The organism is Citrobacter freundii complex sp. 2024EL-00216 (genome assembly GCF_043945515.1).
GTDB classification, from domain to species: Bacteria; Pseudomonadota; Gammaproteobacteria; order Enterobacterales; family Enterobacteriaceae; genus Citrobacter; species Citrobacter portucalensis.
Genome location: NZ_JBIMRA010000023.1, coordinates 42,841 through 66,499 on the forward strand (window position 1 = coordinate 42,841; position 23,659 = coordinate 66,499).

Genomic DNA, 23,659 nt, shown 5'->3' on the forward strand with positions numbered 1-23,659 from the left:
ACACGTTCTTGTCCACTAACAGGGAGAAAGTATGTTTCCAGAATACAGAGACCTTATTTCCCGACTGAAATCCGAGAACCCTCGCTTTCTGTCCTTATTCGAAAAACACAACAGCCTTGATCATGAGATCTCCAGACTGGAAGGTTCGGATGGTCGGGGGTATAGTTTGGACATTGTTCGTCTTAAGAAACAGAAACTCCACCTGAAGGAAGATCTGCTCAAAATATTGCAAAAAGAGAGTGTCAGTGAGAGCTAAGTAGAACGGCGCTTGCTGTGTAAAAGGGCTTCCTGCGAGAAACGGAAGCCCTTCCTGTTTTAGGTGTTAATCGACCATCACGCGTTTGTTCGTCGCCCCCCAGAGGATCGACATTTCAGTGAACAACGCGCCGCTAATTTCTTCGACTTCTTCTGCACTAACCTGCGCATTTCCCTGTTTACCGAACAGCACCACTTCATCACCGGATGCAACCTGCGGAAAATCGGTTACATCGACGATCACGGTATTCATGGATGTTTTACCCAGTACCGGAACCCGCTGGCCGCGGATCAGCACGTGCCCTGCATTACTGAACACACGGCGATAACCATCGGCATAACCTGTCGGGATATTGGCCAGAACGGAATCACGTTTAAGGGTATAGGTTCTGTCATATCCGACGGTGTTTCCTTTGGGGTAATGGTTTACCGACGCGATGGCAGATTTAAACGTCATGACGCGTTTGTATTCGGTGCTGGCGATGGTATCGCCATAGAAAATACCGCCAACACGCACCATGTCGAGCCAGGATTCTGGAACGGTCAGGGTAGCGAACGTATTCGCGACATGCAGGGTGACATCTTCGCGCTTAAGCCCGGTAATTTTCAGTACCTGGGCTGATTGCGTATTGAAACGGGCCAGATCGCGTTTTACCACTGCCGCATCTTCTTCCGGGAAATGCGACATGATGCCGACAATTTTCAGGCCAGGTAATGCGGAAATAGCGCGTGCTTCTTCCAGACCTGCAGCGGTACTGACTTCCAGACCGTTACGCGACATACCGCCAGAGTTCAGCGCCAGATGGATACGAATAGTTTTACCTTTCTCCTGAGCGATTGCACTTAGACGCTTAGCCATATCCAGATTACCGATAAGCTCTTCGGTATCGAAATCCGCCGCCTGGCGCATCTCTTTTTCCGTCGCGTTACGCACGCGCATGAGCTGCGATGTATAGCCTGACAGGCGAACGGTACTAATCTCCTCGTTGCTGGCGATGCCAATACATTGCACGCCGTTTTGCATCATCACTGGCGTTACCAGTGAGAGATCGTGGCCATACGCGTCGCCTTTAAGAATGGCGCACATCCGGGTTTTATCTCCCAGCAGTTGCTGAACTTTATGAATGTTATATTCCAGCGCGCTACGGGAAATTTCCAGCGTGGTATTATCCACGACCTGTTGCTTATTGACGGCAAAGGGAACGGGGCCCGCTTGCGTGGTGGAAACAGGTTGGTGACAGGCGGTAATCAGTAAAAGCGGAATAAGTGCTAAACGACCCAAAGGTGCTGCCATGCTTGCTCCTTAGCAATAGAATGAAAGTGTTATTGTCATCATTACGGTCTATCCATGAGGGGATACCCGGATCACCAGAGTAACGGGTTCCACGCCAGAGATTCTTTCTAAGTGATTGCTGTTACAGCATAAAAATAAGACATCCCCGGCGCTAAACAGAGTAATATCGGCTACTGCCAGTCAGAAATGCCCCGTTTACGATCGCAAAGGAGATAAACATGTCAGAAATAATTATCGTTAGTGACGCGCTGGAACTGTGGGCGGTAGAAGAACACCACGTCACCCCTCTGCATCAGTTGGTGCTTAAAAATAAAACCTGGCTCCAACAGTCACTGAACTGGCCGCAGTTTGTCGAATCTGAGGACGACACGCGTAAGAACGTGCAGGGGAATATGATGTTGCACCAGCGCGGCTACGCCAAAATGTTCCTTATTTTCGAACAAGGGGAGGTGGCTGGCGTTATCTCGTTTAACCAGATAGAGCCGCTGAACAAAGCCGCTTATATTGGTTATTGGCTGGATGAAGAGCACCAGGGCAAAGGCATTCTGTCTCAGGCGCTACAGGCAATGATTCATCATTATGCGCAGCGCCAGGAGATTCGCCGCTTCGTGATTAAATGTCGTGTAAATAACGTCAAGAGCAACCAGGTTGCACTGCGCAATGGCTTCCGACTGGAAGGATGTATGCAACAGGCGGAGTTCCTTAATGGCGATTACCATGACGTGAATCTCTACGCCCGCATCATTGATGGCTCTTCAGAATAAACCGGCGATAGGGGTGCGCGTGATACGTTGTTCGCCGTTAATCACTTTTGGCCCGCGCAGATGGATCGCATCGCCATCAAAGGCTTCAACTTGGGCCTGATCGGTTATCTCAATATGATGCTCGATCAGCACTTCACCCAGAATACAGGCATGGCCTTCAATAAGGATGTGACCGTCAAGCTGGAGCGGTCCGCCACGTAATTGCGCATGCCCCCCAACCAGCACGTGGTGTTTCAGCACGCAGTTACCTTCAACCACCGCGTGTTCCGCCACCTGCGAGCTGTAGCGCAGGGTAGGAATGGCGTCTTCATCCGTTCCGGCGATGACGCGTGCATGCCCATAGACTTTGGCACAATCGCAGATCCAGACATTATTCTCTTCGTTGCCTTCTATCCGTGCAAAATCAAAAACTTCAGCCCGATGTTCTATAAAGGCATAATTGATCATCGCATCGCCATAGATTTGCGCCTGATGCACCACGCGTGAATTGCTGACTGCCGCCCGCTCGTAAATTTGCAGGAGCTGGTCGCTTTCACAGGTTAACCCTCTGGCTGCAATGATTTCAGAGTCACACACAATGCGTGCATCACCGCAGATGAGGCACTCACCGCGAACAACAGAATCCTGAATAGTGACGTTGTCACGTATTTGCGCGTTATGGCTGATTTCTGCTCGGTCAATCCAGACGGCATCACCAATCTGCGCGCCGTCTCTGACCACGCTTACCTGTGTAATACGGGCGTCTCCGGTTATCGTCGCGCCGGAAAACGCGAGCGCATTCTCATCGTATATCCAGCAATTACCGCTTTGCGACAGAACGCTTTCATCATCAATCCAGCCACCGAGCGTACCGGATCTAACATCATTAAAATCAATGAGTGCGATGATTTGGCGTAGTAATACACTTTTTTTATTGCCATTATCCTGGTAACTAAAGGAGCGAGATTCATCGCTTAGACGGTATTTGGTCATAGCTCATTTCCATGTTGCGCACCTTAGTTAAACGTAGCAAAGTTTTCTGCACTGGCTAAACCGGCAGATATTCCATAAAATGCATTTCAAATATACTTTAAAAAATAAACAAAATGAGTAAGAACAAACAGAGTGAACGGGTCCTCAATCTTCCGGCCGGTTATTTTGGCATGGTACTGGGTACAATTGGGATGGGATTTGCGTGGCGTTACGCCAGCCAGGTGTGGCCGGTGAGCCACTGGATTGGTGATGGCTTAGTCATCCTTGCGATGGTCATCTGGGGATTGCTGACGCTGGCATTTGTGAATCGCTTACTACGTTTTCCGCACAGCGTACTGGCGGAAATTCGTCATCCGGTGATGAGCAGTTTTGTCAGTCTGTTTCCAGCAACAACGATGCTGGTCGCGATTGGTTTTGTACCGTGGTATCGACCGCTGGCGTTAGGATTGTTCAGCATCGGCGTGGTGATACAGCTGGCGTACGCCGCCTGGCAAACGGCAGGGCTGTGGCGTGGGGAGCATCCGGAAGAGGCCACCACGCCGGGTCTGTATCTGCCAACCGTTGCCAATAACTTTATCAGCGCCATGGCCTGTGGTGCACTTGGGTTCAACGATGCCGGGTTGGTTTTTTTGGGCGCCGGGGTATTTTCCTGGCTCAGCCTGGAGCCGGTGATTCTGCAGCGTTTACGTAGCTGCGGTGAACTGCCGACGGTTTTACGGACTTCACTTGGTATACAGTTGGCACCCGCGCTGGTGGCCTGTAGCGCCTGGCTTAGCGTCAACGGCGGCGAGGGGGATACGTTAGCTAAAATGCTATTTGGTTATGGTCTGCTGCAACTTCTGTTCATGCTACGCCTTATGCCGTGGTATTTGTCACAGCCATTTAATGCGTCATTCTGGAGCTTCTCGTTTGGCGTGTCTGCGTTGGCGACAACGGGATTGCATCTTGGACACGGCAGTGAATCAGGATTTTTTCATACGCTGTCTATCCCACTGTTTATTTTTACCAATTTTATCATTGCATTATTACTGATACGTACGTTTGCATTGCTGATGCAGGGGAAACTGCTCATCCGCACGGAGCGTGCTGCATTACTGAAATCTGAGGATAAATAATGACCCTTTGCGACGAAAACTACTTTACTGAAAAATATGATTTAACCCGTACGCATTCCGATGTCGTTGAAGCGGCAAAAGTGGTTGCACCAGGTAAAACGTTAGATCTGGGCTGCGGTAACGGCCGAAACAGCCTGTACCTGGCGGCAAACGGCTATGACGTTACCGCATGGGATAAAAACCCCATGAGCATCGCTAACCTTGAGCGCATCAAAGCGGCTGAGGGGCTGAGCAACCTGAACGCGAAGGTCGCTGACCTTAATGCGTTACGTTTTGAGGGTGAATACGATTTTATTCTATCTACCGTTGTGCTGATGTTTCTTGAAGCCAAAACAATCCCTGGCCTTATTGAGAATATGCAACGTTGTACTAAACCGGGTGGATATAACTTAATCGTCGCAGCGATGGATACTGATGATTTTCCGTGCACAGTTGGTTTTCCGTTCGCGTTTAAAACCGGAGAATTACGCAACTATTACAGTGGGTGGGATCTGCTGAAATATAACGAAGACGTAGGTGAACTTCATCGTACAGATGAAAACGGTAATCGAATTAAACTGCGCTTTGCCACCATGCTGGCACGCAAAACTTCCTGAACCTCCCGTTTGGGTTAACTCTTTCTGCGTTCAGCATTTTTTGTGCTGAGCGCAGAGATAAAATTGTGCGGTGCTTACCATTTTTAGTACATCCAAAATGAAACTGTTTTGCTATCCTTTTTAGGCATCATTGCGAAAACTAAAGGGATCGTTTCATGCGTACTCAAACTTTATTTAAAGTTGCAGTGCTTACTGGCTTGTTGGTATTATCCGGCTGTGCGTCAAAAGTGACCGAGCCGGATAAATATTCTGGGTTTTTAAAAAATTACTCTGATCTGAAGGAAACAAAATCAGCATCGGGACAAACGGTACTCCGTTGGGTTGATCCGAGCTACAACGAATCCAAATATGACAACATCGTGTATAACCCGGTAACGTATTATCCGGTTCCTAAACCTACTACACAGGTAGGGCAGCAGGTTCTTGATCAATTACTGACCTATACCAATACGAAGTTGAAAACGGCGATCGGTCAGCGTAAACCTCTGGTTACAACCCCAGGGCCACGTAGCCTGATTTTCCGCGGAGCGATTACCGGTGTTGCGACCAGCAAAGAAGGACTGCAGTTCTATGAAGTGGTCCCGGTTGCACTGCTGGTTGCAGGAACGCAAATGGCGACGGGTCACCGTACCATGGATACCAACCTCTATTTCGAGGGTGAGTTGATTGATGCAGCGACCAATAAACCGGTGATTAAAGTTGTACGTAAGGGTGAAGGTAAAGACCTGAACAACGAAAGCACGCCGATGGCGTTCGAAACGTTGAAGAAAGTTGTTGATGACATGGCGACCGATGCCTCCATGTTTGATGTGAACAAAAAACCACAATAAAAATGATGAACGCACCATCTCAGGATGGTGCGTTTTTTTATGCCACACGACGACGATAGAGTAGTTTACCCATCAGCGCTTCCGGTCGGGCAAACATCACCAGATTTCCCAGTAAGATCAACACCAATCCGGCAATCGCATTAACTTGCCAGATGTATCCTTCATACAATGTTGACAGCGTCAGCGCCACCAGCGGGAACAGCAGCGTGCTGTATGCCGCCTTACTGGGACCAATGCGACCTACCAGCGTGAAATAAGCGCCAAAGGCAATCACTGAGCCGAAAATAGCCAGATATAACAGCGCGCTAAGATAGCTGAATGTCCACTGTGGCGTGAAGTTGTCGCCGCGCACCAGCGCAATGGCCGCGATCAGCAATGTGCCGTACAGCATGGCCCAGCTGTTGGTCGTTAACACTTCTAACCCTTTTTTCTGGTGACGCAGACTGATCATATTGCCCAGTGAGAAGCCGAAGGTCCCGAGGGCGCTTAAGCCGATGCCCAGCAGCAGTGAATGATTAAACCCGCTGTTGAGCAAATCCTGCCAGAACAGAGTCACGATGCCCGTCAGTCCCAAACCCGCTGCAATATAGAAGCGCAGCGGTGGTTTTTGCCCAAAAAAGATGAAGCTATTGACTGCATTGAACAGGACGGCCATCGAGAAAATCACCGACTCCAGGCCGGTATTAATCCACGCCGCAGCCGTATAAAAACACCAGAAGTTAAAGCAAAAAACGCATCCGCCCTGTAACAGACAAAACAGATGATCGCGGCCAGACAGTTTGCGTAATTTACCGCTTAGCAACAGGATCACTATCATCACTGAGCTGGCAACGGCGAAGCGCCAAAAGATAGAAACCGGCGCAGAAACCGGACCTTGCTGCAAATAAATCGCAATCCATGTCGTTCCCCAAATAACCACCACCAGGCAGTACAACAGTGCGTTCATACGACTCTCTCTTTATTCATTCAGACTTACACTGTGTCACGACGGAATGCAGGAGGCTTTCATCGGCTTGCGGTGGACTTGCAAAATCTTGCGCTTTTTTTAGCGTAATAGTGAAAAGGCAGCTGTTAACGATATGTAGCTGATATAGACTGAAAGCCTGCTAACTTATTTTGAATGTGATGGTATGTCTCAGCCCTACGGTGCCTTTGAAAACTTGCGCAAACATAATGCCGTGCTGCATGAATCGGTTGCGTTACATTCAGGGATCCAACTGGCGGCCTGGTCGAACAAACGCGATACCATCACCCAGTATTGCGATCACCATACGCTGAGTTTATACATCGCAGATGGTTACGAGAGTTACCACAAGACGGCGGGAGGCTGGAAGAATGGCGGGGGACCAGACCGTTTTTGCCTGATGCCGAAAGAGAGTGAGTCCAGTTGGGATATTCGTGACGATCTTTCCTTTGTTCATCTCTATTGTACGGACGCGCATTTGCGCGAAGTGGGTGAAAAAGTCTGGGACAAAAGCCCCTATAGCTTCACGCTGGACGAGCATACGTTTGGCAGTGACCCGGGGATCACGGCGGTTTACCGTCAGTTTTTGCTTGGTAACGACTGGCAGCAACCGGCCAATCACCTCACGCTTAGTGCAGCATCTTCACTACTGTTAACGCATCTGATCCAGCATTACAGCAATGTGCAATGGCGACTTCCCGTTGTCACCGGAGGGCTTGCGCCTGCCACATTGCGCAACGTGCTGGCCTATATTGAAGCACATCTGGCGTATCCCATAACGTTGAGCGATCTGGCAGGTGAAGCAGCGCTAAGTGAATTCCATTTTGCCAGAATGTTTCGCCAGTCGATGAATATGGCGCCTCATCAGTACGTCATGCAACGCCGTATGGCGCTGGCGCAGCAACTGGTCTGTTATTCATCACGCAGCCTGTCGGATATTGCAATGGCCTGCGGGTTCAGTTCGGCGAGCCATTTCAGTAACCGGTTTAAACAAGTGACGGGTAAAACGCCAACGCAGTTACGCGCGGCGAAATAACGTCAACACTGAGTAGCAGATACCGCCGACGATCAGCCCCCAGAATGCAGACCCAACACCAAATACCGTCAGACCACTGGCCGTAACCAGAAAAGTCACGATGGCCGCATCGCGTTCTGCTTCATTATGTAAGGCTTGATATAAACTACCGCTAATCGTGCCAAGCAATGCCAGACCAGCAAGCATCTGGATCCAGCTTACGGGCAGGGCTGCCATCAGTCCTGTGACCGAACCGCCAAACACCCCAGCCAGAATGTAAAAGACACCCGCTGCCGCTGCGGCGAGCCAGCGTCGATTTGCATCTGGATGGGCTTCGGGGCTTTGGCAAATTGCTGCGGTTATGGCGGCGATGCAGATGGAATAGACGCCAAACGGCGAAAATAGCAGTGCCAACAGACCCGTAAAAACAATCAGGGGTGAAACGGGTAACGAATATCCAGATGCTTTCATGGTCGCAATACCGGGGGCATTTTGCGAAGCCATAGTGACCAGAAACAGCGGTAGCGCAATACTGATACTGTGGGCTAATGAAAAGTGTGGTGCAATAAACGCTGGCAACACCGGTGACAGATTAACACCATCGGTGACAATGTCACCTTTAACCAGGGCGATGGCTATACCTACCAACATTGCCGCGATAACGGCATACCGTGGGGCAATTACTTTTAGTACCAACCACGCCAGCAGCATGCTGCCGCACAAGATAAGCTCACTGTTCAGACTATTGAACGCCTGCAAACCAAAACGCAGCAAGATCCCGGCCAGCATGGCCGATGCCAGCGAGTGGGGAATAATTTTCATCAGGCGGGCAAACAGCCCGGTTATACCGCACAGCACAATCAATGCATTAGCTACGATAAAAACACCGATAGCATCCTGAATCGATACCCCGTGCAGGCCCGTCACCAGCAGCGCGGCACCGGGCGTTGACCATGCGGTGAGAACAGGGGCGCGATACCACAATGTCAGCGCCAGCGTACTGACCCCCATTGCTAGCCCCAGTGCGGTCATCCAGCCTGCGATTTGTCCGGTCGTCGCACCTGCGGCGAGCGCCGCTTGCCAGATAATGGCCGCTGAACTGGCGTAGCCGACCAGGACAGCCACAAAACCCGACAAAACTGTAGGCAAGGGGATGGAAAATGTGCGCATAGCAACTCCGCGTGCGTTATAACGGTCAGTTACTGTAGCACTGTGCGTTATAGCGTACAAGTGCTAAGCTGTAGCCCCGAGAAAGGAGAGCGACGAAGGAGAAAAATGGACAACTTAACCCACTATCTGGCCACAACGCTCAAGACGCTACGTCACCAGCGTGAATGGAGCCTTTCGCGTCTGGCGGAGGAAACTGGCGTCTCAAAAGCGATGCTGGGGCAGATTGAGCGCAACGAATCCAGTCCAACGGTGGCGACATTGTGGAAAATTGCCACTGGACTGAACGTCCCGTTTTCAACGTTTATTTCACCACCAGAGTCAGAAGGCACGCTAACATTCGATCCCCAGCAGCAGGCGATGGTCGTCACGCCGTTGTTCCCGTGGGATCCGCAACTGTGCTTCGATCATTTTTCGATACTGCTGGCACCCGGCGCGCTCAGTGAATCTACTCCGCATGAAACCGGCGTAATTGAGCACGTGGTGGTGATTAGTGGTCTGCTGGATATGTGTATTGAGGGGCAGTGGCGCACCCTTAAATCCGGTGAAGGTGTCCGTTTCGCCGGAGATACGGCACATAGCTACCGTAACAGTAGCGAGCAAACGGTTCATTTTCACTCGCTGATCCATTACCCACGCGGTTAATCGGGAAAACTATTTCGAAACGCCGCGCTTGTGACTACAATAACCGCCATTTTTACCGCTTGTGGATGGTAACAACTGTATGCGCCAGCAGCCTCATCACCTTGAATTGTTAAGCCCGGCTCGGGATACCGCCATTGCGCGCGAAGCCATTTTGCACGGCGCAGACGCCGTTTACATTGGTGGACCAGGTTTTGGCGCGCGTCATAACGCCAGTAATAGCCTGAAAGATATTGCCGAATTAGTGCCTTTTGCCCATCGTTACGGGGCAAAAATCTTTGTGACGCTAAATACGATCTTGCATGATGATGAGCTGGAGCCCGCACAACGGTTAATTACCGATCTGTATCAGACCGGCGTTGATGCCCTGATCGTGCAGGATATGGGGATTCTTGAACTGGATATTCCCCCGATTGAACTGCACGCCAGCACCCAGTGCGATATTCGCAGCGTTGAGAAGGCGAAATTTCTATCCGATGTGGGATTCACCCAGATTGTGCTGGCGCGCGAACTGAGCCTTGAGCAGATTAATGCTATCCATCAGGCTACCGATGCGACCATTGAGTTTTTCATTCACGGTGCGCTGTGCGTTGCCTATTCAGGGCAGTGTTATATTTCACATGCACAAACAGGACGCAGCGCTAACCGCGGCGACTGTTCCCAGGCTTGCCGTCTGCCGTATACCCTGAAAGACGATCAGGGGCGCGTGGTATCCTATGAAAAACATCTGCTGTCGATGAAAGATAACGATCAGACCGCCAACCTGGGTGCGTTGATTGACGCAGGTGTGCGTTCCTTCAAAATTGAAGGGCGCTATAAGGACATGAGTTATGTGAAGAATATTACCGCGCATTATCGCCAGATGCTCGACGCCATCATTGAAGAACGCGGCGATCTGGCCCGTTCATCAGCAGGACGTACCGAACATTTCTTTACCCCATCCACAGAGAAAACCTTCCATCGCGGCAGCACCGATTATTTTGTGAATGCCCGTAAAGGGGATATCGGCGCATTCGACTCACCAAAGTTTATCGGTTTGCCGGTCGGCGAAGTCCTGAAGGTGGCGAAAGATCATCTCGATGTTGAGGTGACTGAACCGCTGGCAAACGGGGATGGCCTGAACGTGTTAATCAAACGTGAGGTTGTTGGATTTCGCGCCAACACCGTGGAAAAAACGGGGAACAATCGTTATCGGGTATGGCCGAATGAAATGCCCGCCGACCTGCACAAAGTGCGTCCGCATCATCCGCTGAATCGCAACCTCGATCATAACTGGCAGCAAGCGTTAACAAAAATTTCCAGCGAACGCCGTGTTGCGATCGATATTGAGCTCGGCGGCTGGCAGGAGCAGTTGATTCTGACGCTCACCAGTGAAGAGGGCGTGAGTATCACCCATACGTTGGACGGCCAGTTTGAGGAAGCGAACAATGCGGAAAAAGCGTTGAGTAACCTACAGGATGGACTGGCAAAACTTGGTCAGACGATGTACTACGCCCGTAATATTCAGGTGAATCTGCCGGGCGCGCTGTTTGTGCCAAACGGTCAACTAAATCAGTTCCGGCGTGAAGCCGTTGATATGCTGGATGCAGCGCGCTTGCAAAGCTATCAGCGCGGTAGCCGCAAACCGGTATCTCAGCCAGCGCCGGTTTATCCACAAACGCACTTGAGTTTCCTGGCTAACGTCTACAACCAAAAAGCGCGTGAGTTTTATCACCGTTATGGCGTTCAGTTGATTGATGCAGCCTATGAAGCACATGAAGAAAAGGGCGAAGTGCCGGTGATGATCACCAAACATTGCCTGCGTTTCGCCTTTAACCTGTGTCCGAAACAGGCGAAAGGTAACATCAAAAGCTGGAAAGCAACACCGATGCAACTGGTTAACGGCGATGAAGTCCTGACGCTGAAATTTGATTGCCGACCGTGCGAAATGCACGTAATCGGCAAGATGAAGCATCACATTCTGAAGATGCCGTTGCCGGGCAGCGTCGTGGCTTCGGTCAGTCCAGAAGAACTGATGAAGACACTGCCGAAGCGCAAAGGTTAATCGTTAGCTCAGATGTGTATCGGGTTTGCGTGATTTTTGCCAGTGATGGTGCTCACGAAGATCGGCGGCGGATTCTTCCGCCGTCATTCGAAGTTCATCGCTGTCGGCCGTGTGTCGTAGTAAATGATCGGCATCCTGCACCTGAAGATATTCATGTCCCTGATTAGTAGCGAAAAGTTGACCGGAAAAAAGCGCGCTGGCCAGCAATAACACCGTTAACCCTTTCTTAAACATCATGCACCCTCTGGTACGTTAGCTGCGGAATTGGCGATAATTTCGCCTGGTGACTATTCAATATTTTAATCGGGTTAATGACAATCTCTGTTTTGCCATTTCGATGTTTTTTACATATTTGTTTAGCCAGTGTTGGGATTTGTCACAACCGGGCAATACAGTGCTGCCCGGTTGTTTGCAAGGATAGTATCAGGACTTAAATCCGGCGGCTGTCATCAGGAGACGAAAGAACATACCAACGGCGGCCAGGGCCAGCACGCTGCCGCCCCAGAGGAGCACCAGCCACATCAGGCGTTTCCAGATTGTTTGTTGCATCAATGATACCCCTCACCATGTTGAACTTTGCCGCGGAAAACGTAGTAGCTCCAGAAGGTGTACACCAGGATTATCGGGATAATCAGCAGTGCGCCAACCAACATAAAGCCCTGACTTTGTGCCGGAGCCGCCGCCTGCCATAGCGTAATAGACGGTGGAATGATATGTGGCCAGATACTGATCCCCAGCCCGCTAAACCCGAGAAAAATCAGCCCCAGCGTTAATACAAAAGGCAGTGTATGGCAGTTATGTTGCCCCAGCGAATGCCACAGCCAGAGACTGATAAGCGCAACCAGCAGCGGAACAGGCATCAGGAACCACAGGTTGGGCAGGCTAAACCAACGCTCGGCAATCGCGCTATGTGCCAGTGGTGTCCACAGGCTGATAATGGCAATCACAACCAACATTGCCAGCAGCAGTTGTTTGGCCACACTGCGCATTTTATCCTGCAACGGATTTTCGCTTTTCATCACCAGCCATGTCGCCCCCAGCAGGGCGTAAGCCACGACCAGACCAACACCGCAGAACAACGTGAACGGGGTCAACCAGTCGAAAGGACCGCCGCTGTAGCTGCGTCCGGTAACGGAAAATCCGTTGAGTACGGCACCCACCACGACACCTTGCGTGAATGTCGCGAGGATTGAACCGCCGAGAAAGGCTTTATCCCAGAATGGTCGGTGAGCCGGTGTGGCTTTGAAGCGAAACTCGAACGCGACGCCGCGAAAAATCAGGCCGATTAGCATCAGGGTCAACGGGATCGTCAGCGCATCGACAATCACCGCATAGGCCAGGGGGAAAGCGCCGAATAATCCGGCTCCGCCCAACACCAGCCAGGTTTCATTGCCGTCCCATACCGGGGCGACGCTGTTGACCATAACATCGCGGTCGTCAGCGTCCTGAATCGCTGGGAATAAAATGCCAATCCCGAGATCAAAACCGTCCATCACGATATACATCAGCGTGGCGAAGACGATAATCACAAACCAGATAACTGATAAATCGATACCCATTAGCGATGTGCCTCCGGTTGAGAATCGAGGACGGCGGCTGAAAGCGGCCGGGCAGGCGTGCCTGTTGGCGGAATGGTCGGGTCATCTTCCTGTGGCCCTTTACGGATCAGGCGGATCATGTAGCTGTAACCCACGCCAAACACTGAGCTGTACACCACAAAGAAGGACAGCAGGCTGATGCTCATATGTAAATCGCCATGTGCAGAAACCGCATCCGCCGTACGTTGCAGACCGTAAACCACCCAAGGCTGACGGCCAACTTCAGTGGTCACCCAACCGGCAAGGATGGCAATCAGACCGGAGGGGCCCATCCATAAGGCAAAGCGCAGAAAAGGGCGCGAGGTGTATAAACGCTGCTTATAGCGCAGCCACAGGGCAAACGCGCCCAACAGGATCATCAGCATGCCTAGCCCGGCCATTATGCGAAACGACCAGAACACCATGGTGGAGTTGGGCCTGTCTTCTTTAGGAAACTCTTTTAGGGCCGGGACCTGTTTGTCCAGACTATGGGTCAGGATCAGACTGCCCAGCGCCGGGATTTCCAGCCCATAGCGGGTGCGTTCCTGCTCCATATCCGGCCAGCCGAACAGCAGCAGCGGAGTCGGCTCACCGGGGCGATTTTCCCAGTGTCCTTCAATCGCAGCAATTTTTGCCGGCTGATGCTTCAGCGTATTCAAACCGTGCATATCGCCAATCAAGGCCTGCAGTGGAGCGACGATTAATGTCATCCACAGCGCCATCGAAAACATCGCTCGAATTGCTGGTGTGTTATTCCCGCGCAGCAAATGCCATGCCCCCGAGGCAGCAACAAACAACGCGCTGCTCAGGAAGGCGGCAACCGACATATGCAGCAGACGATAGGGGAATGAGGGATTGAAAATAACGGCGAACCAGTCGACGGGAACGACCTGGCCGTTAACTATTTCATAGCCTTGCGGTGTCTGCATCCAGCTGTTGGAGGCGAGGATCCAGAAGGTTGAAATAATGGTACCCAGTGCGACCATGCAGGTGGCAAAGAAATGAAGTCCTGGACCAACCCGATTCCAGCCAAACAACATCACCCCAAGGAAACCAGCTTCGAGGAAGAAGGCGGTTAATACTTCATAGGTCAGCAACGGCCCAGTGATACTCCCGGCGAACTCGGAAAAACCACTCCAGTTGGTGCCGAACTGATAAGCCATCACCAGCCCGGAAACTACACCCATACCAAAATTTACGGCGAATATTTTCGACCAGAAATGGTAAAGCGATCGCCAGGTGGGATTTTTCGTTTTTAGCCATAGCCCTTCCAGCACAGCCAGATAACTGGCGAGCCCGATAGTAATAGCCGGAAAGATGATGTGAAAGGATACCGTAAACGCGAACTGGATCCTTGCCAGGTGAAACGCGTCAAGACCGAACATGCTTAACTCCGCAGGCAAAATTGATTTAGCGCAATTCTAAGTCTGAGGAGCAGTGGAAGGCAGAAACAGAACAGTTCTTTTTAACCATAACAGTTGCAGCGCTGTTATAAGTTGCACTCGCTGATATGAAATCTGGAAGCTTGATTCCTGTTATTGAATAGCGTTCTCTTCTTGAAATATGCGCCGTAGGCAAAGAACTGTCATTAACGATGTTGTAAAACTGTTAACTATAACAGTTAAATAAAATACCCTGATTATGTAAACTGATATACACAGTGGTTGTCACCGACACCGGTAATCAGGACGAAAAATGAAAAAGTACCAGCGACTGGCAGAGCAAATTCGCGATCAAATTGCGTCTGGCGTATGGCAGCCAGGCGATCGCTTGCCATCCTTGCGTGAGCAGGTGGTCAGCAGCGGAATGAGTTTTATGACCGTCGGACACGCATACCAGTTGCTGGAAAGCCAGGGGCGGATTATTGCCAGACCGCAGTCTGGCTATTATGTCGCCGCGCGCCCCGAACGTGAATTTGCTGCGCCGCAGGTGCAGGTCATGCGCGATGAAGCAGTGGATATCAATACCTACATTTTTGATATGTTGCAGGCCAGCCGGGATGCGTCAGTGATGCCCTTTGCCTCCGCATTCCCCGACCCGCGTCTGTTTCCACTTCAGCAGTTGAACCGCTCGTTGGCGCAGGTGAGTAAAACTGCCACCGCCATGAGCGTGATTGAAAACCTGCCGCCAGGGAATGCTGAGCTGCGTCATGCCATTGCCCGTCGCTATGCTCAACAGGGGATGACCATTTCACCGGACGAAATCGTCATCACCACCGGCGCGATGGAAGCCCTCAACCTGAGCCTGCAAGCAGTCACCGAACCGGGTGATTGGGTAATTGTCGAAAACCCCTGTTTTTACGGGGCGTTGCAGGCCCTGGAGCGATTACGTCTGAAGGCGCTTTCGATTGCCACCGACGTAAAAGAGGGGATCGATCTCACCGCGCTGGAGCAGGCGTTGCAGGAGTACCCGGTAAAAGCTTGCTGGCTAATGACAAACAGCCAAAATCCACTGGGTTTTACGCTCAGCGCAGAGAAAAAGGCGCGTCTGGTTGCCTTGCTGGAAAAATACCACGTAATACTGATTGAAGATGATGTTTACAGCGAGCTGTACTTTGGCCGCGAAAAACCGTTGCCCGCCAAAGCCTGGGATCGCGCCGACAGCGTTCTGCATTGTTCGTCCTTCTCGAAGTGTCTGGTACCAGGATTTCGTATTGGCTGGGTAGCAGCAGGGAAACATGCCCGGCGTATTCAGCGACTCCAGCTAATGAGCACCTTATCTACCAGTTCGCCTATGCAGCTTGCCCTTGTTGATTATCTTTCAACCCGGCGCTATGACGCGCATCTGCGGCGCTTGCGTCGGCAACTGGCGGAACGTAAACAACAGGCCTGGCAAACGCTGCTGCGTCATCTTCCGGCGGAAGTCAAAATTCACCACAACGACAGCGGTTATTTTCTGTGGCTGGAGCTGCCGGAACCGCTTGATGCCGGTGTGCTCAGTACCCATGCGCTGGCACACCACATCAGTATTGCGCCGGGGAAAATGTTCTCGACCTCGGGAAGCTGGACACGTTTTTTTCGTTTTAATACGGCATGGCACTGGGGAGATCGCGAAGAGCAGGCCGTAAAACAGCTTGGTAAATTAATTCGTGAAATGATGAAATAAACCATAACGCGCTATTCAATATAAATGAATAGCGTGTTCTTATTTTCGAAATAGTGAATGCTGAACCACGGTATTATTTATATCGGGTGCGTCCATACAAAATATCAATAGTTAATACTATTGCCACCTCTGCGTCTAACTCCTTGTCTATACTCCAGAAGATTACCCCCAGGTCAGAGTCTGTAGCGTAATGAGCGTTAGCTCACAACCTGATTAAATTTCCTTGCGCCAACAGGAACGCTTACAACACCCCGACTATTTTTAGAAAAGGACATATATTTACGGCAAGGCTGCCGCTCAATATTTTTTAGACAGGAGTAAGACGTTATGAGCAAGCAGTTTGCCCTCAGTAGCCTGTGCGCACTCAGTATGACGCTGATGACTGCGCAGGCAGCCGAACCCCCCACATCATTAGATAAACCGGAAGGCCGCCTGGATATTATTGCCTGGCCGGGTTATATCGAACGTGGACAAACCGATAAACAATATGACTGGGTTTCGCAGTTTGAGAAAGATACCGGCTGCGCGGTTAATGTCAAAACGGCAGCCACATCTGATGAAATGGTCAGCCTGATGGCAAAAGGCGGCTACGACCTGGTTACCGCTTCTGGTGATGCCTCACTGCGCCTGATTATGGGAAAACGCGTTCAGCCAATTAATACCGCGCTGATCCCTAACTGGAAAACCATCGATCCACGCGTGGTAAAAGGCGAATGGTTTAACGTTGGCGGAAAAGTTTACGGCACACCGTACCAGTGGGGACCAAATCTGCTGATGTATAACACCAAAATTTTCCCAACGCCGCCGGATAGCTGGAGCGTGGTGTTTGTTGAGCAAAAACTTGAGGATGGGAAAAGCAATAAAGGGCGCGTTCAGGCCTACGATGGCCCGATCTATATTGCCGATGCCGCGTTATTCGTTAAAGCCACTCAGCCGCAGTTGGGTATTACCGATCCCTATCAGCTCACTGAAAAACAGTATCAGGCGGTGATCAAAGTCCTGAGCGATCAGCACGCGTTGATCCATCGCTATTGGCACGATACCACCGTGCAAATGAGCGATTTCAAAAACGAAGGCGTGGTGGCGTCAAGCGCCTGGCCTTATCAGGCTAACGCCTTGAAAGGCGAAGGTCAGCCAATTGCCACGGTTTTCCCAAAAGAAGGGGTTACCGGATGGGCTGATACCACCATGCTGCACAGTGAAGCGAAACACCCGGTTTGTGCTTACAAATGGATGAACTGGTCATTAACCCCGAAAGTACAGGGCGACGTAGCGGCCTGGTTTGGTTCTCTGCCAGTGGTGCCTGAAGGTTGTAAAGCCAGCCCTCTGTTGGGTGAAAAGGGTTGTGAAACCAACGGTTATAGCTACTTTGACAAAATTGCCTTCTGGAAAACGCCGATTGCCGAAGGTGGAAAATTCGTTCCTTACAGTCGCTGGACGCAGGATTACATCGCCATTATGGGCGGTCGTTAATTCCACTGGGGGTTTTATGACGTACGCAGTGGAGTTTCATAACGTCTCGCGTTTGTATGGGGATGTTCGTGCAGTTGATGGGGTAAGTATTGCGATTAACGACGGTGAGTTTTTCTCTATGCTGGGGCCATCCGGCTCCGGCAAGACCACTTGTCTGCGCCTGATTGCCGGGTTTGAGCAGCTGTCAGGCGGCGCAATTACCATTTTTGGTAAGCAGGCCAGCGAATTGCCGCCCTGGGAACGGGACGTCAATACGGTATTTCAGGATTACGCGTTGTTCCCGCACATGTCGATTCTCGACAACGTCGCCTACGGGCTGATGGTCAAAGGCATCGATAAAAAACAGCGCCACGCGAAAGCACGTGAAGCGCTGGATAAGGTCGCACTCGGTTTTGTGCATGAGCGTAAACCGTCGCAGCTTTCCGGTGGGCAACGTCAGCGCGTGGCGATTGCCAGGGCGCTGGTCAATGAGCCGCGCGTCCTGCTGTTGGATGAGCCGCTCGGGGCATTGGATCTTAAATTGCGTGAACAGATGCAGCTGGAACTGAAAAAATTACAGCAATCTCTTGGCATCACGTTCATTTTTGTTACCCACGATCAGGGGGAAGCCCTGTCGATGTCCGATCGTGTGGCGGTGTTTAATAACGGTCGCATTGAACAGGTAGATTCTCCGCGTGAACTGTATATGCGTCCACGTACGCCGTTTGTGGCAAGTTTCGTCGGGACGTCCAATGTCTTCGATGCCACGATGTCGGCGAACGTTTGTGGGCTACAGGGGATGTTCTCCCTGCGTCCGGAACACATTCGCTTGAATGATACCGGAGGAGAAGTTCAGGCCCGGGGGGTTATTCAGGCGGTGCAGTATCAGGGGGCGGCGACGCGGTTTGAGCTAAAACTCGCCGGAGGGGAAAAATTGCTGGTTAGCCAGGCGAACCTGACGGGAGAAATGCTACCGTCAACGTTGTCGCCAGGTCAGCAGGTGATGGCATCCTGGTCACGCGACGTGATGGTACCGCTGGTTGAGGAGAGGTGAATGGCTATGAACGTCTTACATTCGCCTCCACAGTCGACCAACCTGAACCGGATCTCAGGTTACTTCTGGCGTAATCCGGGGCTGGGGTTATTTTTGCTGCTCCTCGGACCGCTGATGTGGTTTGGCATCGTCTACTTTGGCTCATTACTGACGCTGTTGTGGCAAGGTTTTTATACCTTCGACGATTTCACCATGTCGGTCACACCAGACCTGACGCTGGCGAATTTGCAGGCGCTGTTTAATCCCGCTAACTACGACATCATTTTGCGCACTCTGACGATGGCGGTAGCAGTCACCATCGCCAGCGCGATTCTGGCGTTTCCGATGGCGTGGTATATGGCTCGCTATACCAGCGGCAAAATGAAGGCTTTTTTTTACATTGCCGTAATGTTGCCAATGTGGGCCAGCTACATCGTTAAAGCCTATGCGTGGACGCTGCTGTTGGCTAAAGACGGCGTGGCGCAGTGGTTTTTAACCCACCTTGGGCTGGAGCCGTTGCTGCTTTCGTTCCTGACATTGCCTGCGGTAGGCGGCAATACGCTGTCGACTTCAGGGTTAGGGCGTTTCCTGGTGTTCGTCTATATCTGGCTGCCGTTTATGATCCTGCCAGTACAGGCCGCGCTGGAGAGACTTCCGCCGTCGCTGTTACAGGCTTCTGCTGATTTGGGCGCGCGTCCGCGTCAAACCTTCCGCTATGTGGTGCTTCCATTGGCGATACCGGGCATTGCAGCGGGTTCAATCTTTACCTTCTCTCTGACGTTGGGTGACTTTATTGTGCCGCAACTGGTGGGACCGCCGGGCTATTTCATCGGCAACATGGTGTATTCACAACAAGGGGCGATCGGCAATATGCCGATGGCGGCGGCATTTACTCTGGTGCCGATTGTGTTAATCGCACTGTATCTGGCGTTCGTGAAGCGTCTGGGAGCTTTCGATGCACTCTGAACGCGCACCCTGGCTACTCAAACTGGCGGCATGGGGCGGGGTTATTTTCCTGCACTTTCCCATCCTCATCATCGCCACCTATGCTTTTAATACTGAGGAGGCTGCTTTTAGTTTTCCACCCCAGGGGTTAACGCTGAAGTGGTTTAGCGTTGCTGCGCAGCGTAGCGATATCCTGGAATCTGTGACGTTGTCACTTAAGATCGCAGCGTTGTCGACAGCTATTGCCCTTGTTCTGGGGACGCTGGCCGCGGCCGCGCTGTGGCGTAGGGACTTTTTTGGCAAAAGTGCAATATCGCTGTTGCTACTGTTGCCGATCGCGCTGCCGGGCATTATTACCGGCCTTGCGCTGTTGACGGCGTTTAAAACCATCAACCTGGAACCGGGTTTTCTCACGATCGTAGTGGGCCATGCGACGTTTTGCGTGGTGGTGGTGTTTAACAACGTTGTGGCGCGTTTTCGCCGTACCTCATGGAGTCTGGTCGAAGCGTCTATGGATCTTGGCGCCAATGGCTGGCAAACCTTTCGTTATGTCGTGCTGCCAAACCTGGCATCGGCACTTCTGGCGGGGGGGATGCTGGCGTTTGCCTTGTCGTTTGATGAAATCATCGTGACAACGTTCACCGCCGGACATGAAAGAACACTTCCTCTGTGGCTGCTCAATCAATTGGGCCGTCCACGGGATGTGCCGGTCACCAACGTTGTGGCATTGCTGGTAATGCTGGTGACAACACTGCCAATTTTAGGGGCCTGGTGGCTAACGCGTGAAGGCGACACTCTCGCCGGAAACGGTAAATAAACGACGATATGGGAAATTGCTATGCAACATCAATTACTGATTAATGGCGAGCTGGTCAACGGTGAAGGTGAAAAGCAGCCAGTCTATAACCCTGCCACTGGTGAACTCATTCTGGAGATTGCTGAGGCGTCAGCCATGCAGGTTGATGCCGCTGTACGAGCGGCAGACGCCGCGTTTGCCACCTGGGGGCAAACCACGCCGAAAGTCCGCTCTGAACTGCTGCTGAAACTGGCGGATGCTATTGCTGATAACGCGCAAACCTTCGCTGAGCTGGAATCACTTAACTGCGGTAAACCGCTGCACTGTGTTCTCAACGATGAAATTCCCGCTATTGTCGATGTTTTCCGTTTCTTCGCCGGTGCGGCGCGTACCCTGCAAGGACAGGCGGCCGGTGAATATCTGGAAGGGCATACCTCGATGATTCGCCGTGATCCGCTGGGCGTGGTGGCTTCTATTGCGCCGTGGAACTATCCGCTGATGATGGCGGCGTGGAAGCTGGCTCCAGCGTTGGCGGCGGGGAACTGCGTGGTGATTAAACCGTCAGAAATTACTCCGCTGACAGCGCTTAAATTAGCCGAATTCGCCAAAGACATTTATCCGGCTGGCGTGATTAACGTGCTGTTTGGCCGCGGTAAAACGGTGGGCGATCCGCTGACCGGTCATGAAAAAGTGCGCATGGTTTCGCTGACCGGCTCCATTGCAACCGGTGAACACATTATTCAGCACACCGCGCCGTCAATTAAGCGTACGCATATGGAACTGGGCGGAAAAGCTCCGGTGATCATTTTTGATGATGCCGATCTGGATGCAGTGGTGAGTGGCGTGCGGACCTTTGGTTATTACAACGCCGGGCAAGACTGTACCGCCGCTTGCCGAATTTATGCCCAGAAAGGCATTTATGATGCACTGGTCGAGAAACTTGGCGCCGCCGTTGCCAGCCTGAAAATCGGTCCGCCGAATGATGAATCGACCGAGCTGGGACCAGTGAGCTCGCAGGCACATCTCGATCGCGTGACTAAAGCGGTCGATGAGGCTAAAGCGTTGGGCCATATTAAGGTCATCACCGGCGGTAAAAAAGTGGATGGTTCAGGCTACTATTTTGCCCCGACGCTGCTTGCTGGGGCGAAGCAGGACGATGCCATCGTACAGCGGGAAGTTTTCGGTCCGGTGGTCAGCGTGACCGTATTTGATGATGAAGATCAGGTGCTGGCATGGGCCAACGATTCGAAATACGGCCTGGCATCCTCCGTCTGGACCCGGGATGTTGGGCGAGCGCATCGCTTTAGCGCTCGCCTGCAATATGGTTGCACCTGGGTCAATACCCATTTCACGCTGGTTAGCGAGATGCCGCACGGTGGGCAAAAACAGTCCGGCTATGGCAAGGATATGTCGGTTTATGGGCTGGAGGATTACACGGTTATTCGCCATGTTATGATCAAGCATGAGTAATATCTTAAGCGCGATCGGCGAATGGGGCACGGATAGCTAAATATTGGCATACGTGTGTCTATACTATTCGCGCCACTGGCCTCGTCGCCATCGGACGGCGGTAAGTTGGAAATATCCGCGAGGTCAGGCTAATTGATACAACAAAGCCCCAGCATATAGCCGGGGCTTTGTGCTTTCAGGATCGCCATCGGGTTTATCTGCGGCCCAGGCTGCAAAGCCAGGCGAGTAGGGCACAGACGCTCAGAACCAGCCCCAGTTGCTGCACCATGCCTGCTAAACCCAGCATCATCCCAAGTAACAGGTAATAGCTTAATCCGAACAAAGCACCTGCGGCACCGGCCTGTTCACGGTAGTGACGCAGCGCCTGACTCAGCACATTGGGAATGGCGACACCATAGGCAATCACCACGCCGAACACCGGAATCAGGATCCACGCGGAGTGCTGCAAACACCACGCGACGAGACCTGACAACGCTGCCAGCACACAGGCATAACGTACCAGTTGTTCCGGCGTCAGACCTGTCGTTAACAGTCTTCGGTTCAGCAGGCTACCTGACAGAGAAGCAAACGCAAGTAGCAACCCCGTCCAGCCAAAGGCTCTGGAGCTCCATCCTAATTGCCCAAAAAGAAACGGCGCCAGGCTGTAATAGCTAAATAGCATGGTGTTCAGCAGGGCAACCAGCAAGGCGTTTTTCCGCAACTCACTGTCCCGCATCATGCGGGAAAACAGCGCGGCAAGCTTCGGGCTGAGCGTATGTTCGGGCCGGGTTTCTGGCAGCATGGTCGCTGTCAGTATTAGCAGTAGCAACGCCAACAGCACAAGGGCAATAAAGACACCGGTATGGCCATGCAGACTCACTAACCAACCTCCGCTTAGCAGGCCAAAAACTGGACTCAATGCCAGCGCGGCCCCCATCACGGAAAAGACGCGGGATAGCGCAGTTGATTCATAACTATCCCTTAGCATGGTCTGTACCACGACCGACCCCGCAGCCGCACCGATAGCGGAGATCATCCGCGCCAGCAGCAAAACGCTGAAGTCGGTGGCAACAACGGCCAATGCGCAACCTGTTCCATAGCAGATAAGCCCTGCCAGCATCGCCCAACGTCGTCCGATGCAGTCACTTAGCCAACCCCACATCGCTACGCCGACGGCAAAGGCAACAAAATAAACGGAGAGTGTTTGAGCCGCGCGCTCACTGCTTACGTGAAAAGAGGTAGCGATACCCGGCAATGCCGGGCTGTAAATGGTTTCCACCAATTGTGGAAACATAATCAGTAGCGTAAGAAGCCACAGCGGTGGGCGACGAAGTGTGTTCATAGCAATATCCAAAGAGACAGAAAACAGGCGGGCATTATTGCTGAAAGGAATATGTCGTATTACCATTATCAGGACTTTAAATATCAAATATCAGACAGATAATGAAAATTGCTCCTGATGATGCTTTTGATGCGGATAGTTTTGATAAACCGGTAATCGGTATTGCTGCCGATATGGGGTCGGTTCCGGCTGAGGGCGAAATGACACCCTAAGCGTTAGCTCTGTGTCGTTGCACGATGTCAGCGACGGTATTCTTGCTGATACCGAGCTCGCGTGCGATCCAGCGATAGCTGCGTCCCTCG

23 protein-coding genes are annotated in these 23,659 nt (G+C 51.8%); 14 read left to right on the forward strand and 9 right to left on the reverse strand.

Translation table 11 applies throughout. The annotated features are described in order from the left end of the window. Positions 1–31: 31 nt before the first annotated feature. Positions 32–256, forward strand: coding sequence for a YdcH family protein (locus ACHHZ7_RS21245; RefSeq protein ID WP_003833168.1), 225 nt, complete (start codon positions 32–34; stop codon positions 254–256). A gap of 66 nt (positions 257–322) precedes the next feature. Here the strand turns inward: ACHHZ7_RS21245 and alr are convergent, their stop codons facing one another. Next, a complete protein-coding gene (alr, locus tag ACHHZ7_RS21250; protein ID WP_192464115.1) occupies positions 323–1,549 on the reverse strand; it encodes an alanine racemase in 1,227 nt (408 codons plus the stop codon). 218 nt (positions 1,550–1,767) lie between these two features. On the opposite strand from alr, the gene rimL reads away from it, so the two are divergent. Then, positions 1,768–2,313 (forward strand): 50S ribosomal protein L7/L12-serine acetyltransferase, encoded by a 546-nt coding sequence (gene rimL, locus ACHHZ7_RS21255; protein ID WP_060682166.1) that lies wholly within the window; start codon positions 1,768–1,770, stop codon positions 2,311–2,313. On the opposite strand, the gene ydcK is transcribed toward rimL, so the two are convergent. Then, on the reverse strand, positions 2,305–3,285 hold the full coding sequence (ydcK, locus tag ACHHZ7_RS21260) for a YdcK family protein (RefSeq protein WP_060682167.1): 981 nt from the start codon (positions 3,283–3,285) through the stop codon (positions 2,305–2,307). The two genes, rimL and ydcK, sit on opposite strands and share 9 nt — an antisense overlap. A 113-nt stretch (positions 3,286–3,398) precedes the next feature. On the opposite strand from ydcK, the gene tehA reads away from it, so the two are divergent. The 3 genes from tehA (at position 3,399) to ACHHZ7_RS21275 (ending at position 5,826) form a co-directional block, all read left to right on the forward strand. Further along, entirely contained in the window at positions 3,399–4,400 is a 1,002-nt protein-coding gene (gene tehA, locus ACHHZ7_RS21265; protein ID WP_003833162.1) for a dicarboxylate transporter/tellurite-resistance protein TehA, read from the forward strand. Next, positions 4,400–4,996: a tellurite resistance methyltransferase TehB gene (tehB, locus tag ACHHZ7_RS21270; protein WP_060682168.1), complete on the forward strand. Its 597-nt coding sequence runs from the start codon at positions 4,400–4,402 to the stop codon at positions 4,994–4,996. The genes tehA and tehB overlap by 1 nt, the downstream gene beginning before the upstream one ends. 155 nt (positions 4,997–5,151) lie before the next feature. Continuing rightward, positions 5,152–5,826: a DUF3313 domain-containing protein gene (locus ACHHZ7_RS21275; RefSeq protein WP_060682169.1), complete on the forward strand. Its 675-nt coding sequence runs from the start codon at positions 5,152–5,154 to the stop codon at positions 5,824–5,826. A gap of 37 nt (positions 5,827–5,863) precedes the next feature. Here ACHHZ7_RS21275 and ACHHZ7_RS21280 read toward each other — a convergent pair whose 3' ends face one another. Then, positions 5,864–6,772, reverse strand: a complete 909-nt coding sequence (locus ACHHZ7_RS21280; RefSeq protein ID WP_032943534.1) for a DMT family transporter — start codon at positions 6,770–6,772, stop codon at positions 5,864–5,866. Between the two features lie 184 nt (positions 6,773–6,956). Between ACHHZ7_RS21280 and ACHHZ7_RS21285 the strand changes: the two genes are divergently transcribed. Next, entirely contained in the window at positions 6,957–7,826 is an 870-nt protein-coding gene (locus tag ACHHZ7_RS21285) for an AraC family transcriptional regulator (RefSeq protein WP_057068172.1), read from the forward strand. Here ACHHZ7_RS21285 and ACHHZ7_RS21290 read toward each other — a convergent pair. Beyond that, positions 7,809–8,975: a benzoate/H(+) symporter BenE family transporter gene (locus ACHHZ7_RS21290; RefSeq protein ID WP_060682170.1), complete on the reverse strand. Its 1,167-nt coding sequence runs from the start codon at positions 8,973–8,975 to the stop codon at positions 7,809–7,811. The two genes, ACHHZ7_RS21285 and ACHHZ7_RS21290, sit on opposite strands and share 18 nt — an antisense overlap. A 105-nt stretch (positions 8,976–9,080) precedes the next feature. On the opposite strand from ACHHZ7_RS21290, the gene ACHHZ7_RS21295 reads away from it, so the two are divergent. Continuing rightward, complete coding sequence (locus tag ACHHZ7_RS21295) at positions 9,081–9,617, forward strand: helix-turn-helix domain-containing protein (protein WP_032943531.1); 537 nt, start codon at positions 9,081–9,083, stop codon at positions 9,615–9,617. A gap of 79 nt (positions 9,618–9,696) precedes the next feature. Beyond that, the gene (gene rlhA, locus ACHHZ7_RS21300) at positions 9,697–11,658 is read left to right on the forward strand and encodes a 23S rRNA 5-hydroxycytidine C2501 synthase (protein WP_060682171.1); all 1,962 of its coding nucleotides are present in this window, start codon (positions 9,697–9,699) and stop codon (positions 11,656–11,658) included. 3 nt (positions 11,659–11,661) lie between these two features. Here the strand turns inward: rlhA and ACHHZ7_RS21305 are convergent, their stop codons facing one another. The 4 genes from ACHHZ7_RS21305 to ACHHZ7_RS21320 all read right to left on the reverse strand — a co-directional run bounded on the left by ACHHZ7_RS21305 (position 11,662) and on the right by ACHHZ7_RS21320 (position 14,620). After that, the gene (locus ACHHZ7_RS21305) at positions 11,662–11,892 is read right to left on the reverse strand and encodes a DUF2554 family protein (RefSeq protein ID WP_057068178.1); all 231 of its coding nucleotides are present in this window, start codon (positions 11,890–11,892) and stop codon (positions 11,662–11,664) included. Between the two features lie 189 nt (positions 11,893–12,081). After that, positions 12,082–12,207 (reverse strand): DUF2474 domain-containing protein, encoded by a 126-nt coding sequence (locus tag ACHHZ7_RS21310; RefSeq protein WP_057068180.1) that lies wholly within the window; start codon positions 12,205–12,207, stop codon positions 12,082–12,084. Continuing rightward, the gene (gene cydB / locus ACHHZ7_RS21315; RefSeq protein WP_060682172.1) at positions 12,207–13,217 is read right to left on the reverse strand and encodes a cytochrome d ubiquinol oxidase subunit II; all 1,011 of its coding nucleotides are present in this window, start codon (positions 13,215–13,217) and stop codon (positions 12,207–12,209) included. The genes ACHHZ7_RS21310 and cydB overlap by 1 nt, the downstream gene beginning before the upstream one ends. Then, positions 13,217–14,620 carry a cytochrome ubiquinol oxidase subunit I gene (locus ACHHZ7_RS21320; protein ID WP_060682173.1) on the reverse strand — a complete coding sequence of 468 codons (1,404 nt, stop codon included), beginning with the start codon at positions 14,618–14,620 and terminating at the stop codon, positions 13,217–13,219. The genes cydB and ACHHZ7_RS21320 overlap by 1 nt, the downstream gene beginning before the upstream one ends. A gap of 310 nt (positions 14,621–14,930) precedes the next feature. On the opposite strand from ACHHZ7_RS21320, the gene ACHHZ7_RS21325 reads away from it, so the two are divergent. The 6 genes from ACHHZ7_RS21325 (at position 14,931) to patD (ending at position 22,036) form a co-directional block, all read left to right on the forward strand. Next, positions 14,931–16,340, forward strand: a complete 1,410-nt coding sequence (locus tag ACHHZ7_RS21325; RefSeq protein ID WP_008784843.1) for a PLP-dependent aminotransferase family protein — start codon at positions 14,931–14,933, stop codon at positions 16,338–16,340. A 327-nt stretch (positions 16,341–16,667) separates the two neighbouring features. Then, entirely contained in the window at positions 16,668–17,813 is a 1,146-nt protein-coding gene (gene ydcS, locus ACHHZ7_RS21330; RefSeq protein ID WP_008784842.1) for a putative ABC transporter substrate-binding protein YdcS, read from the forward strand. 16 nt (positions 17,814–17,829) lie between these two features. Further along, complete coding sequence (locus ACHHZ7_RS21335) at positions 17,830–18,846, forward strand: ABC transporter ATP-binding protein (RefSeq protein ID WP_048235324.1); 1,017 nt, start codon at positions 17,830–17,832, stop codon at positions 18,844–18,846. Then, positions 18,847–19,791 (forward strand): ABC transporter permease, encoded by a 945-nt coding sequence (locus ACHHZ7_RS21340; protein ID WP_003833133.1) that lies wholly within the window; start codon positions 18,847–18,849, stop codon positions 19,789–19,791. Then, positions 19,781–20,587, forward strand: a complete 807-nt coding sequence (locus tag ACHHZ7_RS21345) for an ABC transporter permease (protein WP_003020204.1) — start codon at positions 19,781–19,783, stop codon at positions 20,585–20,587. Before ACHHZ7_RS21340 ends, ACHHZ7_RS21345 begins: the two co-directional genes overlap by 11 nt. A gap of 21 nt (positions 20,588–20,608) precedes the next feature. After that, positions 20,609–22,036: an aminobutyraldehyde dehydrogenase gene (gene patD / locus ACHHZ7_RS21350; protein WP_003833127.1), complete on the forward strand. Its 1,428-nt coding sequence runs from the start codon at positions 20,609–20,611 to the stop codon at positions 22,034–22,036. A gap of 193 nt (positions 22,037–22,229) precedes the next feature. Here the strand turns inward: patD and ACHHZ7_RS21355 are convergent, their stop codons facing one another. Further along, complete coding sequence (locus ACHHZ7_RS21355; RefSeq protein WP_060683724.1) at positions 22,230–23,357, reverse strand: multidrug effflux MFS transporter; 1,128 nt, start codon at positions 23,355–23,357, stop codon at positions 22,230–22,232. Between the last annotated feature and the right edge of the window lie 302 nt (positions 23,358–23,659).